Origin of the sequence: Pseudomonas sp. RIT-PI-o, assembly GCF_001297215.1 — a bacterium.
Lineage (GTDB): Bacteria > Pseudomonadota > Gammaproteobacteria > Pseudomonadales > Pseudomonadaceae > Aquipseudomonas > Aquipseudomonas moraviensis_A.
Genome location: NZ_LHPA01000052.1, coordinates 78,632 through 92,678, shown reverse-complemented (window position 1 = coordinate 92,678; position 14,047 = coordinate 78,632). Strand labels below are relative to the sequence as shown.

13 protein-coding genes are annotated in these 14,047 nt (G+C 60.7%); 3 read left to right on the top strand and 10 right to left on the bottom strand.

All coding sequences use genetic code 11. The annotated features are described in order from the left end of the window. Positions 1-79: 79 nt before the first annotated feature. The 7 genes from AEQ63_RS26810 to gcl all read right to left on the bottom strand — a co-directional run bounded on the left by AEQ63_RS26810 (position 80) and on the right by gcl (position 8,618). Complete coding sequence (locus tag AEQ63_RS26810) at positions 80-904, bottom strand: ion transporter (RefSeq protein WP_064365449.1); 825 nt, start codon at positions 902-904, stop codon at positions 80-82. A gap of 21 nt (positions 905-925) precedes the next feature. Next, complete coding sequence (locus AEQ63_RS26805) at positions 926-1,840, bottom strand: urea transporter (protein WP_064365448.1); 915 nt, start codon at positions 1,838-1,840, stop codon at positions 926-928. Between the two features lie 145 nt (positions 1,841-1,985). Further along, complete coding sequence (gene pyk, locus AEQ63_RS26800) at positions 1,986-3,401, bottom strand: pyruvate kinase (protein WP_064365447.1); 1,416 nt, start codon at positions 3,399-3,401, stop codon at positions 1,986-1,988. Continuing rightward, the gene (locus tag AEQ63_RS26795; protein WP_064365446.1) at positions 3,398-4,672 is read right to left on the bottom strand and encodes a glycerate kinase type-2 family protein; all 1,275 of its coding nucleotides are present in this window, start codon (positions 4,670-4,672) and stop codon (positions 3,398-3,400) included. The genes pyk and AEQ63_RS26795 overlap by 4 nt, the downstream gene beginning before the upstream one ends. A gap of 154 nt (positions 4,673-4,826) precedes the next feature. Continuing rightward, entirely contained in the window at positions 4,827-5,720 is an 894-nt protein-coding gene (locus tag AEQ63_RS26790; protein ID WP_064365445.1) for a 2-hydroxy-3-oxopropionate reductase, read from the bottom strand. A 160-nt stretch (positions 5,721-5,880) separates the two neighbouring features. Continuing rightward, on the bottom strand, positions 5,881-6,663 hold the full coding sequence (gene hyi / locus AEQ63_RS26785; RefSeq protein ID WP_064365444.1) for a hydroxypyruvate isomerase: 783 nt from the start codon (positions 6,661-6,663) through the stop codon (positions 5,881-5,883). 179 nt (positions 6,664-6,842) lie between these two features. Next, positions 6,843-8,618 carry a glyoxylate carboligase gene (gcl, locus tag AEQ63_RS26780; protein ID WP_042607573.1) on the bottom strand — a complete coding sequence of 592 codons (1,776 nt, stop codon included), beginning with the start codon at positions 8,616-8,618 and terminating at the stop codon, positions 6,843-6,845. 268 nt (positions 8,619-8,886) lie between these two features. Between gcl and AEQ63_RS26775 the strand changes: the two genes are divergently transcribed. Together AEQ63_RS26775 and AEQ63_RS26770 are read left to right on the top strand one after the other, a co-directional pair. Then, complete coding sequence (locus tag AEQ63_RS26775) at positions 8,887-9,327, top strand: GlcG/HbpS family heme-binding protein (protein ID WP_064365443.1); 441 nt, start codon at positions 8,887-8,889, stop codon at positions 9,325-9,327. 212 nt (positions 9,328-9,539) lie between these two features. Beyond that, positions 9,540-9,998 (top strand): REP-associated tyrosine transposase, encoded by a 459-nt coding sequence (locus AEQ63_RS26770; protein WP_064365442.1) that lies wholly within the window; start codon positions 9,540-9,542, stop codon positions 9,996-9,998. A 102-nt stretch (positions 9,999-10,100) separates the two neighbouring features. Here AEQ63_RS26770 and AEQ63_RS26765 read toward each other — a convergent pair whose 3' ends face one another. Further along, positions 10,101-10,706 carry a TetR/AcrR family transcriptional regulator gene (locus tag AEQ63_RS26765; RefSeq protein ID WP_042607576.1) on the bottom strand — a complete coding sequence of 202 codons (606 nt, stop codon included), beginning with the start codon at positions 10,704-10,706 and terminating at the stop codon, positions 10,101-10,103. A gap of 135 nt (positions 10,707-10,841) precedes the next feature. Between AEQ63_RS26765 and AEQ63_RS26760 the strand changes: the two genes are divergently transcribed. Continuing rightward, positions 10,842-11,756, top strand: coding sequence for a DUF808 domain-containing protein (locus tag AEQ63_RS26760; RefSeq protein ID WP_064365441.1), 915 nt, complete (start codon positions 10,842-10,844; stop codon positions 11,754-11,756). A gap of 174 nt (positions 11,757-11,930) precedes the next feature. Here AEQ63_RS26760 and AEQ63_RS26755 read toward each other — a convergent pair whose 3' ends face one another. After that, the gene (locus AEQ63_RS26755; RefSeq protein WP_024012144.1) at positions 11,931-12,719 is read right to left on the bottom strand and encodes an MlaA family lipoprotein; all 789 of its coding nucleotides are present in this window, start codon (positions 12,717-12,719) and stop codon (positions 11,931-11,933) included. Next, positions 12,712-14,010, bottom strand: coding sequence for a hypothetical protein (locus AEQ63_RS26750; protein ID WP_064365440.1), 1,299 nt, complete (start codon positions 14,008-14,010; stop codon positions 12,712-12,714). Before AEQ63_RS26750 ends, AEQ63_RS26755 begins: the two co-directional genes overlap by 8 nt. Positions 14,011-14,047 lie beyond the last annotated feature (37 nt).

Genomic DNA, 14,047 nt, shown 5'->3' with positions numbered 1-14,047 from the left:
CCTACAAGGGGGTGATGTTCAATTGCCAGCGACTATAACGGGCCACGCATAGGCGCTTAAAGATTAAAAAGCTCTGTGCTTATTCCACTTTCTTGAACAGCTGACTGCCGCAGCGCGAACAGAACGCCGCGCTCTGCTCGTGGGTCTTTTTCTGACACCCAGGGCAGTCATGTTGCAGCTGCTCGCCGCGCATGGCATTGGCCAGCTCAGCGGTGAAAATCCCCGTGGGCACAGCGATGATCGAATAACCGGTGATCATCACCAGCGAGGAAATCACCTGGCCCAGCGGCGTCTTCGGCACGATGTCGCCGAAACCTACGGTGGTCAGGGTGACGATCGCCCAATAAATGCCCTTGGGAATGCTGGTGAAGCCATGTTCCGGGCCTTCGATCACGTACATCAGCGTGCCGAACACTGTCACCAGCGTGCACACGCTGACCAGAAACACGACGATTTTCTGCTTGCTGCCGCGCAGCGCCGACATCAGGTAGTTGGCCTGCTTGAGATAGGGGCTGAGTTTGAGCACGCGGAAAATCCGCAGCATCCGGATAATCCGGATGATCAGCAGGTACTGCGCATCGCTGTAATACAGCGCGAGGATGCCCGGGACGATCGCCAGCAGATCCACCAGCCCATAAAAGCTGAAGGCATATCGCAGCGGTTTGGGCGAGCAGTACAGACGCAGGATGTACTCACCGAGGAAGATCGCCGTGAAGCCCCACTCTATATAGGCCAGTACGTCGGCGTAATTGCGGTGAATGCTGTCGATACTGTCGAGCATCACGATCACCAGACTGGCGAGGATGATCAACAGCAGGATGCCGTCGAAGCGACGCCCGGCCGGGGTGTCGCTCTGGAAAATCATGACGTAGAGCCGTTCGCGCCAATTGTTGCTGCTGTCCATGGATAACGCCTGAATCGAAGATCAGCGCAGCCTAGGGTGATTGTCCTCGTGAGCGCAAGACTCATGCGCAAGCGACGCTTTGCCCAGCATCTGGATGCCGGCGCGAATCAGCCAGCAGGCGAGGATGAACGGCGCGGTCAGCGTCGCCAGTCCCGCAGCAGCAAACAGCGGCGTCACCAACAGCGCCAGGACAATTCCCAGCAGCGGCAGCCACGGATGTTGCCGTTGGGCGCTGAAGGCGAGGGCGGCGAGCAGGGCGTTGTAGCCACCGAGGCCGAGCAGCGCGGCGGATGTCTCGTGGTGCAGCAGACTGGAGCCGAGGCCGATCGCCGAAGCCAGCAGCGCCCAGCAGAAAGCGCGACGATCGGCGAGCAGCAAACCACTGGCGATCAATGCCCCGGCCAATGGATGGTCGAGGAACATCACCTGGCCGAATCCGCGCAGTTCAGCGGCCAGCACATTCGCCGTGTTCAGATCGATAGACGCCGCCGGCGCGAACGGTTCGGCGAACACCAGCAGCACCCAACCTATCGCCACGAACGGCGAGGTGTACGCCGGTATGGAACGGCTGCGATACACATGTTTGAGCCATTGCTGAGTGAGCATCGCGCTCAAGCCGCCGGCCGCGAGAATCAGCGGCGGCAGCAGCGGCGACCAGGGGAAATACAGGCTCAACAGCAGACCGAGCAATACGCCGTTGTAGCTGAACAGCCCGGCCTGGCGATCAGGCTTGGCGTAGTTGCGCCGCTGCGCGGTGAGCAGACCGGCAACCCCACCGAGCAGCGCCCCGGCAAACAGCACCGGCGCCGTCAGCAGAATTGCCAACAGACACAGCAGCCCGCACAGCGGATGGCGCTGGAAGAAAATCTGACTGAAACCGTTGAGCAAAGCCTCGGCCCAGTCGGGGCAGTGGGTGTTGAAGTGATTGGCAGGCATGGCAGTTCTGAAAGTCAGGGAAAACCGAGGCGCCTGCTTCGCGAGCAGGCTCGCTCCCACATGGATCTGCGTCCAGTCTCGGTTCTGTGATCGACGCAGAACCAATGTGGGAGCGAGCCTGCTCGCGAAGAGGCCGGTACAAGCGCTAAATCAACGTCTCGATGCGCAGCGAATTGGTCGAGCCCGGCTGGCCGAACGGCACGCCGGCGGTGATCAGCAATGTGTCGCCACGCTCGGCCATGCCTTGCGCCTGAGCAATCTCCAGCGCGGTCGAGCAGACTTCGTCGACCTGACGCAGGCGATCGTTGACCACCGAATGAATGCCCCAGGCCACGCTCAAGCGCCGCGCGGTTTGCAGGTTGGGCGTCAGATTGAGGATCGGTGCTTTCGGCCTCTCCCGCGATGCACGCAGCGTCGAGGCGCCCGACTCGCTGTAATTGACCAGCACCGCCACCGGCAGCACGTTGCTGATACGGCGGATCGCGCAGCTGATCGCGTCGGAAACGGTCGCCTCGGCTTTCGGTCGGCTGACGTCGAGCTGGGTCTGATAATCCGGGCCGTTTTCCACCTGGCGGATGATCTTGCTCATCATCTGCACGGCTTCCAGCGGGTATTCCCCGGATGCGGTTTCCGCCGAGAGCATCACCGCATCGGCGCCTTCGGCCACGGCGTTGGCGACGTCAGTCACTTCGGCACGGGTTGGGGCAGGGGAGAAGCGCATCGACTCGAGCATCTGCGTCGCCACCACTACTGGTTTGCCCAGTGCGCGGCAGGTGGTGATGATGTTTTTCTGAATCTGCGGCACGCTTTCCGCCGGCCCTTCCACGCCAAGATCCCCGCGCGCGACCATGATCGCGTCGCTCAGCTCAGCGATTTCACGCAATTGCTCGACCGCCGAAGGCTTCTCGATTTTTGCCATCAGAAACGCCTTGTCGCCGATCAATGCGCGGGCTTCGACGATGTCTTGCGGACGCTGCACGAACGACAGCGCACCCCAGTCCACGCCCAGCTCCAGACCGAAGCTCAGGTCGCGGCGATCCTTGGCGGTCAGCGGGCTCAAGTCGAGCCCCGCTTGCGGCACGTTCACGCCTTTGCGGTCAGACAGCTCACCGCCATTGAGCACGGTGGTGTCGATTGCATCGGCGTACTTGGTGACCACGCGCAGGCGCAGTTTGCCGTCGTCGAGCAGCAGGTCCATGCCGGCTTCCAGCGCAGCAATGATCTCTGGATGCGGCAGGTTGACCCGGCGTTCATCGCCCGGTGTCGCATCGAGATCGAGACGGAACGCCTGACCGCGATGCAACTGCACCTTGCCGTCGGCGAACTTGCCGACGCGCAGTTTCGGCCCCTGCAGATCCATCAGAATGCCCAGCGGGTAGTTGAGCTGGCGCTCGACTTCGCGGATCCATTGATAGCGCTTGGCGTGGTCGGCATGATCGCCGTGACTGAAATTCAGGCGGAAGATGTTGACCCCGGCCTCGACCAGCTCGCGAATGTCGTCAATGCCATCGACCGCAGGGCCGAGGGTGGCGAGGATTTTGACCTTTTTATCAGGCGTCATGATTTGCAGTTCTCAAGGATCAGAATGGCGCGGAAGTCGTTGACATTGGTGCGGGTCGGCTCGGTGACGATCAGCGCATCGAGCGCCTGGAAGTAGCCGTAACCATTGTTGTTATCCAGTTCGTCGCTGGCGCTCAGACCGAGGGCGGCGGCGCGGGCGTAGCTGTCCGGGGTCATGATCGCGCCGGCGTCGTCTTCCGAACCGTCGATGCCATCGGTGTCGCCGGCCAGCGCGTAGACGCCGGGCTGGCCCTTGAGGCTGTCGGTGAGGCTGAGCAGGAATTCAGCGTTACGTCCGCCACGGCCGTCGCCGCGCACGGTCACCGTGGTTTCACCGCCGGAGAGAATCACGCAAGGTGCCGCCAGCGGCTGGCCGTGATTGATGATCTGCCGGGCGATGCCAGCGTGGACTTTCGCCACTTCGCGGGACTCGCCCTCGAGGTCGCCGAGAATCAATGTGCTGAAACCGGCCTGACGGCACTTCACCGCCGCCGCATCCAATGATTGCTGCGGCCGGGCGATCAATTGGAAATGGCTGCGCGCCAGACTCGGGTCGCCGGGTTTTACGGTTTCCGATTCCGGACTCTGCAGCCAAGTGCGCACAGAGGCGGGGATGTCGATGCCGTAGCGCTTGATGATCGCCAATGCTTCGGCGGAGGTGCTCGGGTCGGCCACGGTCGGGCCGGAGGCGATGACCGTGGCGAGGTCGCCCGGTACGTCGGAAATCGCATAGGTGTAGACAGTCGCCGGCCAGCAGGCCTTGCCGAGGCGGCCGCCCTTGATCGCCGAGAGGTGCTTGCGCACGCAGTTCATCTCGCCGATGGTCGCGCCGGATTTCAGCAAGGCTTTGTTGATCGTTTGTTTGTCAGCGAGGGTGATGCCTTCGGCCGGCAGGGCGAGCAGGGCAGAGCCACCACCGGAGAGCAGGAAGATGACGCGATCGTCTTCGCTGAGGTTGCTGACCAGTTCGAGTACGCGTTTGGCCACGGCCAGACCGGCGGCGTCCGGCACCGGGTGCGCGGCCTCGACCACTTCGATTTTTTCGCACGGAGCGCCGTGACCGTAGCGGGTGACCACCAGGCCGGTGACTTCACCCTCCCAGCAACGCTCGACCACTTGCGCCATGGCGGCAGCGGCTTTGCCGGCGCCGATGACGATGACTCGACCGCTGCGATCGGCAGGCAGATGGGCTTCGAGGACTTGGTTCGGATGCGCCGCGTCGATGGCTGTGGCAAACAGCTCGCGCAGCAGTTGTTGCGGATCGACCGACATGGCGGGCTCCCGGAATTCTTGTTATTCGAAAGGGCGACTCAGATCCCTTGTGGGAGCGAGCCTGCTCGCGAACGCGGTATGTCAGCCAACATGGATGTTGAATGTGAAGTCGCTTTCGCGAGCAGGCTCGCTCCCACAGGGTTTTGTGCAGGCTTTATTTATTGTCGCGGATCGAGAAATTGGCCATGTGCTCAAGGCCCTTGATCAGCGCCGAGTGATCCCAGTTGCTGCCACCGATGGCCGCGCAGGTGCTGAACACTTGCTGGGCGTTGGCGGTGTTCGGCAGATTGATGTTCAGCTCCTTGGCGCCTTGCAGGGCCAGGTTCAGGTCCTTCTGGTGCAGGCTGATGCGGAAGCCCGGGTCGAAGGTGCCTTTGATCATGCGCTCGCCGTGCACTTCGAGAATCTTCGAAGAGGCGAAACCACCCATCAGGGCTTCACGCACCTTGGCGGGATCGGCACCGTTTTTCGAGGCGAACAGCAGCGCTTCGGCAACGGCCTGGATGTTCAGGGCAACGATGATCTGGTTGGCGACCTTGGCGGTCTGGCCGTCGCCATTGCTACCGACCAGGGTGATATTTTTGCCCATGGCCTGGAACAGCGGCAGGGCGCGTTCGAAGGCATTGGCGTCGCCACCGACCATGATGCTCAGGGTCGCGGCTTTGGCACCGACTTCACCGCCGGACACGGGAGCGTCGAGGTATTGCGCGCCTTTCTCGTTGATCTTCGCCGCAAAGGCTTTGGTGGCGGTCGGCGAGATCGAGCTCATGTCGATGACCACTTTGCCCTTGCCGATGCCGGCGGCAACGCCGTCGGCGCGGAACAGCACGTCATCGACCTGCGGGGTATCCGGGACCATGACGATGATGAATTCGGCTTCCTGCGCCACTTCGCGCGGGTTCGCAAGGGCAACGGCGCCAGCGGCGACCAGATCGGCCGGGGCCGCGTCGTGGTGTTGCGACAGGAACAGGCTGTGACCGGCTTTCTGCAGGTTCGCCGCCATTGGGTGGCCCATGATGCCGGTGCCGATGAATCCGATTTTAGCCATGAGAAAATCCTCTTGTTTTTGTCGTGCGCAAGCAAATAGGGGAGCTGCATTTCTGTAGGAGTGAGCCTGCTCGCGATAGCGGTTTGTCAGGCGAGATGGATATTGAATGTGCCGGCCTCATCGCGAGCAGGCTCACTCCTACAGAGGTTTTGCTGTGTTCTCAGATCGCGTTGTGGGTTTTCAGCCAGCCGAGGCCAGCCTCGGTGGTGGTCAACGGCTTGTATTCACAGCCGACCCAACCCTGATAACCGATGCGGTCGAGGTGTTCGAACAGGAAGCGGTAGTTGATCTCACCGGTGCCCGGCTCGTTGCGCCCCGGGTTGTCCGCCAGTTGCACATGGTTGATCGCGCCCAGGTGCGATTGCAGGGTGCGGGCCAGATCGCCTTCCATGATCTGCATGTGATAGATGTCGTATTGCAGGAACAGATTGGCGCTGCCGACCTGCTCGCGAATCGACAGGGCTTGCGCCGTGTTGTTCAGGTAGAAACCGGGAATGTCGCGGGTATTGATCGCTTCCATCACCAGTTTGATGCCCGCCGCTTGCAGCTTGTCGGCGGCGTATTTGAGGTTGGCGACGAAGGTTTTTTCCACCGTGGCATCGTCAACGCCTTGCGGACGAATGCCGGCCAGGCAGTTGACCTGGGTGTTGCCCAGCACTTGTGCGTAGGCAATCGCCAGATCGACCCCGGCGCGGAATTCTTCGACCCGATCCGGCAGGCAGGCGATACCGCGCTCGCCCTTGGCCCAGTCACCGGCCGGCAGGTTGAACAGCACTTGGGTCAGACCGTTGGCCTCGAGTCTTGCCTTGATTTCGGCGGAGCTGAAGTCGTACGGGAACAGGTATTCCACGCCACTGAAACCGGCCTTGGCGGCGGCGTCGAAACGGGCAAGGAAATCCTGTTCGGTGAACAGCATGGACAGGTTGGCTGCGAAACGCGGCATGGTGGTCTCCTAAAAACTGATGAGGCACGGTAGATCAGACTGAACGCGATCAGTCCCCTCTCCTTGGGGAGAGGGTTAGGGTGAGGGGGGAATCCTGAATCTGATCCCGATTGTACGAGCACCGCAAAACCTTTCCCTCACCCCAGCCCTCTCCCAGAGGGAGAGGGGGCTAAAAGCAATCAATCAAGCAACGAAATCGCCGTCGGCGCGTCGTTGCCGACCAGCGCCAGGTCTTCGAATTCGTTGACCGCGTTGATCTCGGTACCCATGGAGATGTTGGTCACACGCTCCAGGATGATCTCGACGATCACCGGCACCTTGAACTCTTCGATCATCTGTTCGGCCTTGCGCAGGGCAGGGGCGATTTCCGATGGTTCGAACACGCGCAGCGCCTTGCAACCGAGGCCTTCAGCGACTGCGATGTGGTCAACCCCGTAACCGTTGAGTTCCGGCGCATTCAGGTTATCGAAGGACAGCTGCACGCAGTAGTCCATTTCGAACCCGCGCTGCGCCTGACGGATCAGGCCCAGGTACGAGTTGTTCACCACGACGTGGATATACGGCAGTTTGAACTGAGCGCCGACCGCCAGTTCTTCGATCATGAACTGGAAATCATAGTCTCCCGACAGGGCCACGACTTTGCGGTTCGGATCGGCCTTGACCACGCCCAGCGCCGCCGGAATGGTCCAGCCCAACGGGCCGGCCTGGCCACAGTTGATCCAGTGACGCGGCTTGTAGACGTGCAGGAACTGCGCGCCGGCAATCTGCGACAGACCAATGGTGCTGACGTAGCAGGTGTCCTTGCCGAACACCTGATTCATTTCCTCGTAAACGCGCTGCGGTTTGACCGGCACGTTGTCGAAGTGAGTCTTGCGGTGCAGGCTGGCTTTGCGCTGCTGGCAATCCTGCAGCCAGGCACTGCGGTTTTTCAGCTTGCCGGCGGCTTGCCATTCCCGCGCCACTTCGATGAACACGGTCAGCGCGGCGGCGGCGTCGGAGACGATGCCCAGATCCGGGGTGAATACACGGCCGATCTGCGTGCCTTCGATGTCGACGTGAATGAACTTGCGACCTTCGGTGTACACATCGACCGAACCGGTGTGACGGTTGGCCCAGCGGTTACCGATGCCCAGCACCACGTCGGATTTCAGCATCGTCGCGTTGCCGTAACGGTGCGACGTCTGCAGACCGACCATGCCGACCATCAGCGGGTGATCGTCAGGGATGGTGCCCCAGCCCATCAGGGTCGGGATGACCGGGATGCCGGTCAGTTCGGCGAACTCGACCAACAGATCGCTGGCGTCGGCATTGATGATGCCGCCACCGGCGACCAGCAACGGACGCTCGGCCTGATCCAGCAGCGCCAGCGCCTTCTCGACCTGCACGCGGGTCGCGGTCGGTTTGGCCAGTGGTAGCGGTTGGTAAGCGTCAATGTCGAATTCGATCTCGGCCATCTGCACGTCGAATGGCAGGTCGATCAGCACTGGGCCCGGACGGCCGGAGCGCATTTCATAGAAAGCTTTCTGGAAGGCGTAAGGCACCTGGCCCGGTTCGAGCACCGTGGTCGCCCACTTGGTGACTGGCTTGACGATGCTGGTGATGTCGACAGCCTGGAAGTCTTCCTTGTGCATCCGGGCGCGGGGTGCTTGCCCTGTGATGCAGAGAATTGGAATCGAGTCGGCCGAGGCGCTGTAGAGCCCGGTGACCATGTCGGTACCGGCCGGGCCGGACGTGCCGATGCACACGCCGATGTTGCCGGCCTTGGTGCGGGTGTAGCCCTCGGCCATGTGCGAGGCGCCTTCAACGTGGCGAGCAAGGACGTGATCGATGCCACCGACCTTTTGCAAGGCGGAGTACAGCGGGTTGATCGCTGCGCCCGGGATGCCAAAAGCGGTATCAACCCCTTCGCGGCGCATCACCAGAACGGCGGCTTCGATTGCTCTCATTTTGCTCATGGTTTTGTGCCTCTTTACGTTTTGTAATTGTATACAAGTGGCTTTGCGCAGAGTGTATTCACGGCGGACGGCGCAGGTCAATCCATTTTCTCAAGCGTCTGTTTCATTCGTCGGAAGCCGCTTGTGCTGTGGCTTTTCGTCGCATGCGGCGCTTTTCGAGAATTATTGTATACAAAAAACTAACTCATTGTGTTCTATTTGTTGCATCGGACTGTGGCAGAAACGCGCAGTCCCACGACTTTCCCTATAACAAAATGAGGACGGCACCATGAGCGCTTTAACCTTGAAAGTCGCAGTCAACCTGGTCAGCGAAGCCATCAGTGCGGGGCGCGGCATCAACGCCGCGCCACTGACCATCGCGGTACTCGACACCGGCGGCCACCTGATCGCCCTGCAACGCGAAGACGGTGCCAGCCTGTTGCGCCCCGACATCGCCATCGGCAAAGCCTGGGGCGCCATCGCCCTGGGCAAAGGCTCACGCCTGCTCGCCCAGGACGCCCAACAACGTCCGGCCTTTTTTTCTTCGTTGAACAGCATGGGGCAGGGCAGCGTTGTGCCGGCACCGGGTGGTGTGTTGATTCGCAATCAGGCGGGTGAAGTGCTGGGCGCGATCGGGATCAGCGGAGATTTGTCGGATGTGGATGAGCAGGTGGCGATCAAAGCGGTGGAGGCGCTGGATCTGAGGGCGGATGGGGGGGTGGTTGCTTGAATTAGCGGTGATTGAGCTATCGCCATCGCGAGCAGGCTCACTCCTACAGTGGATCTGGGTTCAGATACAAAATGTCGGAACGCCACAAAACCCCTGTAGGAGTGAGCCTGCTCGCGATAGCTATCTTCCGGACACATCCTGCCAACAGTCTGCCCACTCCATTTGCATCCCCGGTACTAGCCTCTTATGACTTGATCACAGGAGGCAAAGGAATGCCAGATCTACCTGCTGCACATAAATTGCGAGTCGGGCGCTATGCCGAAGTCAGCCGAATCTATCTGTTAACCAGCAACACCCATGAACGAAGGCCGGTTTTCAAGGATTTTGCCTTGGGCAAGCTGGTCGCTGATCAATTCCAAAATGCCCAGGATTCCGGGCTGGTGCATTCACTGGCCTGGGTCGTCATGCCTGATCATTTTCACTGGCTGATTGAATTACGGCGGGGCTCATTGAGTGAGCTGATGCAGAAAACCAAGTCGATGAGTACCAGATCCGTAAGACAGGCTACCGGAGATAACAGTGTTCTCTGGCAGAGAGGTTTTCATGATCGGGCGTTGCGGCGGGAGGAGAACCTGGTGAAAGTGGCGCGGTATGTAGTAGCCAACCCATTGCGGGCCGGGCTGGTGGAGAAGCTTGGCGACTATCCGCTATGGGGTGCGATTTGGGTTTGAGTGGGGACCGTATCGCCTCGATCGCGAGCAGGCTCACTCCTACAGGGGAACGTATTCCAAATGTAGGAGTGAGCCTGCTCGCGATTGCGTCGCTGCGGTCTTTCAGTCCGGCTCACACCCTTTTAAAACCAACCGGATAATCGTCTGCGCGGCCGCTTCATAATCGGCTTCGTCGAGCTTGTCTTTCCCGGTCACCGCAGAAATCTGCCAGTCGAAGTCGGCGTAGGTCTGGGTGGCGGCCCAGATGCTGAACATCAGGTGGTTGGGGTCGATCGGGGCGATCTGGCCGCGGTCGATCCAGCTCTGGATGCAGGCGATGTTGTGCTTGGCCTGGGCGTTGAGCTGCTCGACCAGGTCCGCGCTCAGGTGCGGCGCGCCGTGCATGATTTCGCTGGCGAACACCTTGGAGGCGTAAGGCAGGTCGCGGGAGATGCGGATCTTCGAGCGGATGTAGCCGCTCAGCACTTCGCTCGGCACGCCATCCGGGTTGAACGGGGTCGAGGCCTGCAGAATCGGCTCGATGATGCTTTCCAGCACCTCGCGGTAGAGGTTTTCCTTGGATTTGAAGTAGTAGTAGACGTTGGGCTTGGGCAATCCCGCCTTGGCGGCGATGTCGCTGGTTTTGGTCGCCGCAAAGCCCTTGTCGGCAAACTCTTCGCTGGCGGCGCGCAGGATCAGTTCTTTGTTACGCTCGCGGATTGTGCTCATAAACCCGGTGGTTCCTTGCCTGTTCTGGCGGTGGCGCATGGTAGCACCGGCCTTGAGCGGCGCTCAACAATGCAGCCTGTGGCCGGCGGTCGCGTTATGCTTGGCAACATTCATACACAGAAGGAAACAGGATTCATGGCAGGAAGCAGTTTGCTGGTGCTGATCGATGACATCGCCACCGTTCTGGATGACGTTGCATTGATGACGAAAATGGCCGCCAAGAAGACTGCCGGCGTGCTCGGTGACGACCTGGCGCTCAACGCCCAGCAGGTCTCGGGCGTGCGCGCCGAGCGGGAAATTCCCGTGGTCTGGGCGGTGGCCAAGGGCTCGTTCGTCAACAAACTGATCCTCGTGCCGTCGGCGCTGGCAATCAGCGCCTTCGTGCCATGGCTGGTGACGCCGCTGTTGATGGTCGGCGGTGCGTACCTGTGCTTCGAGGGTTTCGAGAAACTCGCACACAAGTTCCTGCACAGCAAAGAGGAAGACGAGGCTGGGCATGCGCAACTGACTGAGGCTGTGGCCGACCCGAGCACCGATCTGGTGGCGTACGAAAAGGACAAGATCAAAGGCGCGATCCGCACCGACTTCATTCTTTCGGCAGAAATCATCGCCATCACCCTCGGCACCGTGGCAGATGCCTCGCTGACCCAGCAAGTGGTTGTCATGTCCGGCATCGCCATTGTCATGACCGTCGGCGTTTACGGTTTAGTGGCGGGCATCGTCAAGCTCGACGATCTGGGCCTGTGGCTGACGCAGAAACCCGGGCAGATGGCAAAAAAAATCGGCGGCGGCATTCTCAGCGCCGCGCCGTACATGATGAAAACCCTGTCGGTGGTCGGCACGGCGGCGATGTTCCTGGTCGGCGGCGGCATCCTGACTCATGGCGTGCCGGTGCTGCATCACTGGATCGAAGGTGTCGGCGCAGCGGCGGGCAGCGCCGGGTTCGCCGTGCCAATGCTGCTCAATGGTGTTGCGGGGATTATTGCCGGCGCCGTGGTGCTGGCGGTAGTGACTGTCCTGGGCAAGCTCTGGCGCGCAACCAAAGGCTGAATACAGCCCCCTGTAGGAGTGAGCCTGCTCGCGATAGCGGTTTGTCAGCCAGACAGGTGGTGACTGGTACACCGCTATCGCGAGCAGGCTCACTCCTACAATTTGATCTGTGTGATGCCATGAAAAAGGGCCATTCGACTCGCATCGAATGGCCCTTTTTTGTACCCGCCGAAATTACTCGGCGATCTGCAACTTGCGTGCTTCGGTGTAGACGTAGCGCACTTTCTCGTACTCGAACGGCGAGTTCATCTGACCGTAGCGGAAGCTGGTCTGGTAGCGCTTGTCGATCGCACGCAGTGCCCAGACTTCCGGATGGTTGGAGCTGACTTCCGCGACATTGAGGAAGTTGATCGCAGTGTCGGCGGTGTAATCCACGGCAAGACCTGCAGTGTCGCGAATGTTCGACGGGCCGAAGATCGGCAGTACGAAGTACGCACCGCCCGGCACGCCATAGAAGCCCAGGGTCTGCCCGAAGTCTTCGTTCTGGCGCGGCAGGCCCATGGCGGTCGCCGGGTCCCACAGGCCGGCGATGCCGATCGTGGTGTTGAGCAGCAGGCGCGCGGTGGTTTCCATCGAGCGCTGGCCCTTGAACTGCAGCAGGCTGTTGACCAGGTTCGGCACGTCACCAATGTTGTTGAAGAAGTTGCTCACCCCGGTACGCACAAAGCTTGGCGTGATGTAGCGATAGCCATCGACCACCGGCAGGAACACCCACTGGTCGAAACGGTAGTTGAAGTGGTAGACCCGACGGTTCCACGATTCCAGCGGGTCATAGACGTTCAGCGCGTTGAGCGTCGAGCGCTCGAACTCGCGCTGGTCCAGGCCCGGGTTGAATTTGAGTTTGGTCAGCGGTTCCTTGAAACCGTCGCTGTCGACCACCACCGGTGCGTCGGCTTTACTGTTGTCGGCCTGGGCCACGCCTGCACAGAGGAACGCTGCAATCAGCAGGAGATATTTAGCCACGGAAGAACTCCAGCATGGCGTCGCTGTTGACGCGGTAGTTAAGGTTGCCGCAGTGGCCGCCCAGTGGATAAACGGTCAGGCGATCACCGAAGGTTTTACGCAGGAAGCCCAGGTCGCCAGGGCCGAGGATGACGTCGTCGGCGTTGTGCATCACGGCGATTTTCGGGCTGTCGTGCAGGTAATCCTTGAGCGCATACAGGCTGACCTGATCGATCAGTTGCAGCAGGCTGCCGCCGTCGGTGCGGGCGCGCCACATCGGAATAACCTGTTCGGTGATGTAGCAGTCGAAGTCGCATTGCAGCGCACGCTTGAGGAACGGCGTGAGGCTGGTGCCTTCGGTGATCGGGAATTTCGGCGGGGTGATCAGGCCGCGACGGTTGACCAGGTCAGAGGTGTAGGCAATGTCGGCGGCCGAGAAGCGGAACGACGTGCCGATGAGCATGGCCATCTGTTCGTTGGTCAGATGCTGCTTGGACTGCTGGAAGTCATACAGCAGCGCATCGTTGAGGTCGATGTAGCCTTTCTGCTGGAAGTAGCGGGTCAGTTTGGCCAGCACCAGCTCATAGAAAGTGGTGCTGTTGTTGATACCCTTGACCTCGGTCTGTACCAGCTTGTCGAGGTTGGTCACCGAGGTGTACAGGTTGACCGGCGGGTTGAGCAGCAGGACTTTCTTGAAGTTGAAGCTGCGGCGGGTTTCGTCCAGATGCGCGACGAACGCGGCATCCAGGGCGCCGAGGCTGTAACCGGTCAGGTAGTACTCGGTGACCGGCAGTTTCGGATTCTGCGCCCGCACGGCCTGCATCACCCGGTACATGTCTTCGGCATCTTCCTTGGTCACGCCCGGGGTGGCGAAACGCGAAGCGGCGCTGATGAAGTCGAAACTGGTCGGCGAGGACAACTGCACGACGTGGTAGCCGGCCTTGTAATACAACTTCTTCAGGTATTCGTTGAGCGTGCTGTCAAAGCGCGCCCCGGTGCCGGCGATCAGGAAGATCAGCGGCGCCGGTTTGTCCTGGGTGGCGATGCGGTAGGTGAGTTTTTTGACTGCCCAGAAATTGTCCGGCAGCTGGAATTCACGCTCCGGGCGCAGGGTGAGGCTGCGATCCGACTGAGTGATGTCGTCGTCCAGCGGCAACTCCGGACGCAGGTCCGGTGGTGTCGTGGCGATCGTCGCCTCGAACGGGTTGGTCAGCGGGTAGCCATAACTGGCGGCGTCGATATCCACCGCCAGCGCGGACGCACTCAAAATTAGGCCGCTGAACAGCGCGGCGAAGCGCAAGGAACGGAGCATGACTAGATCCCTTAGAGGAAGGTGCCGATTGAAGTTC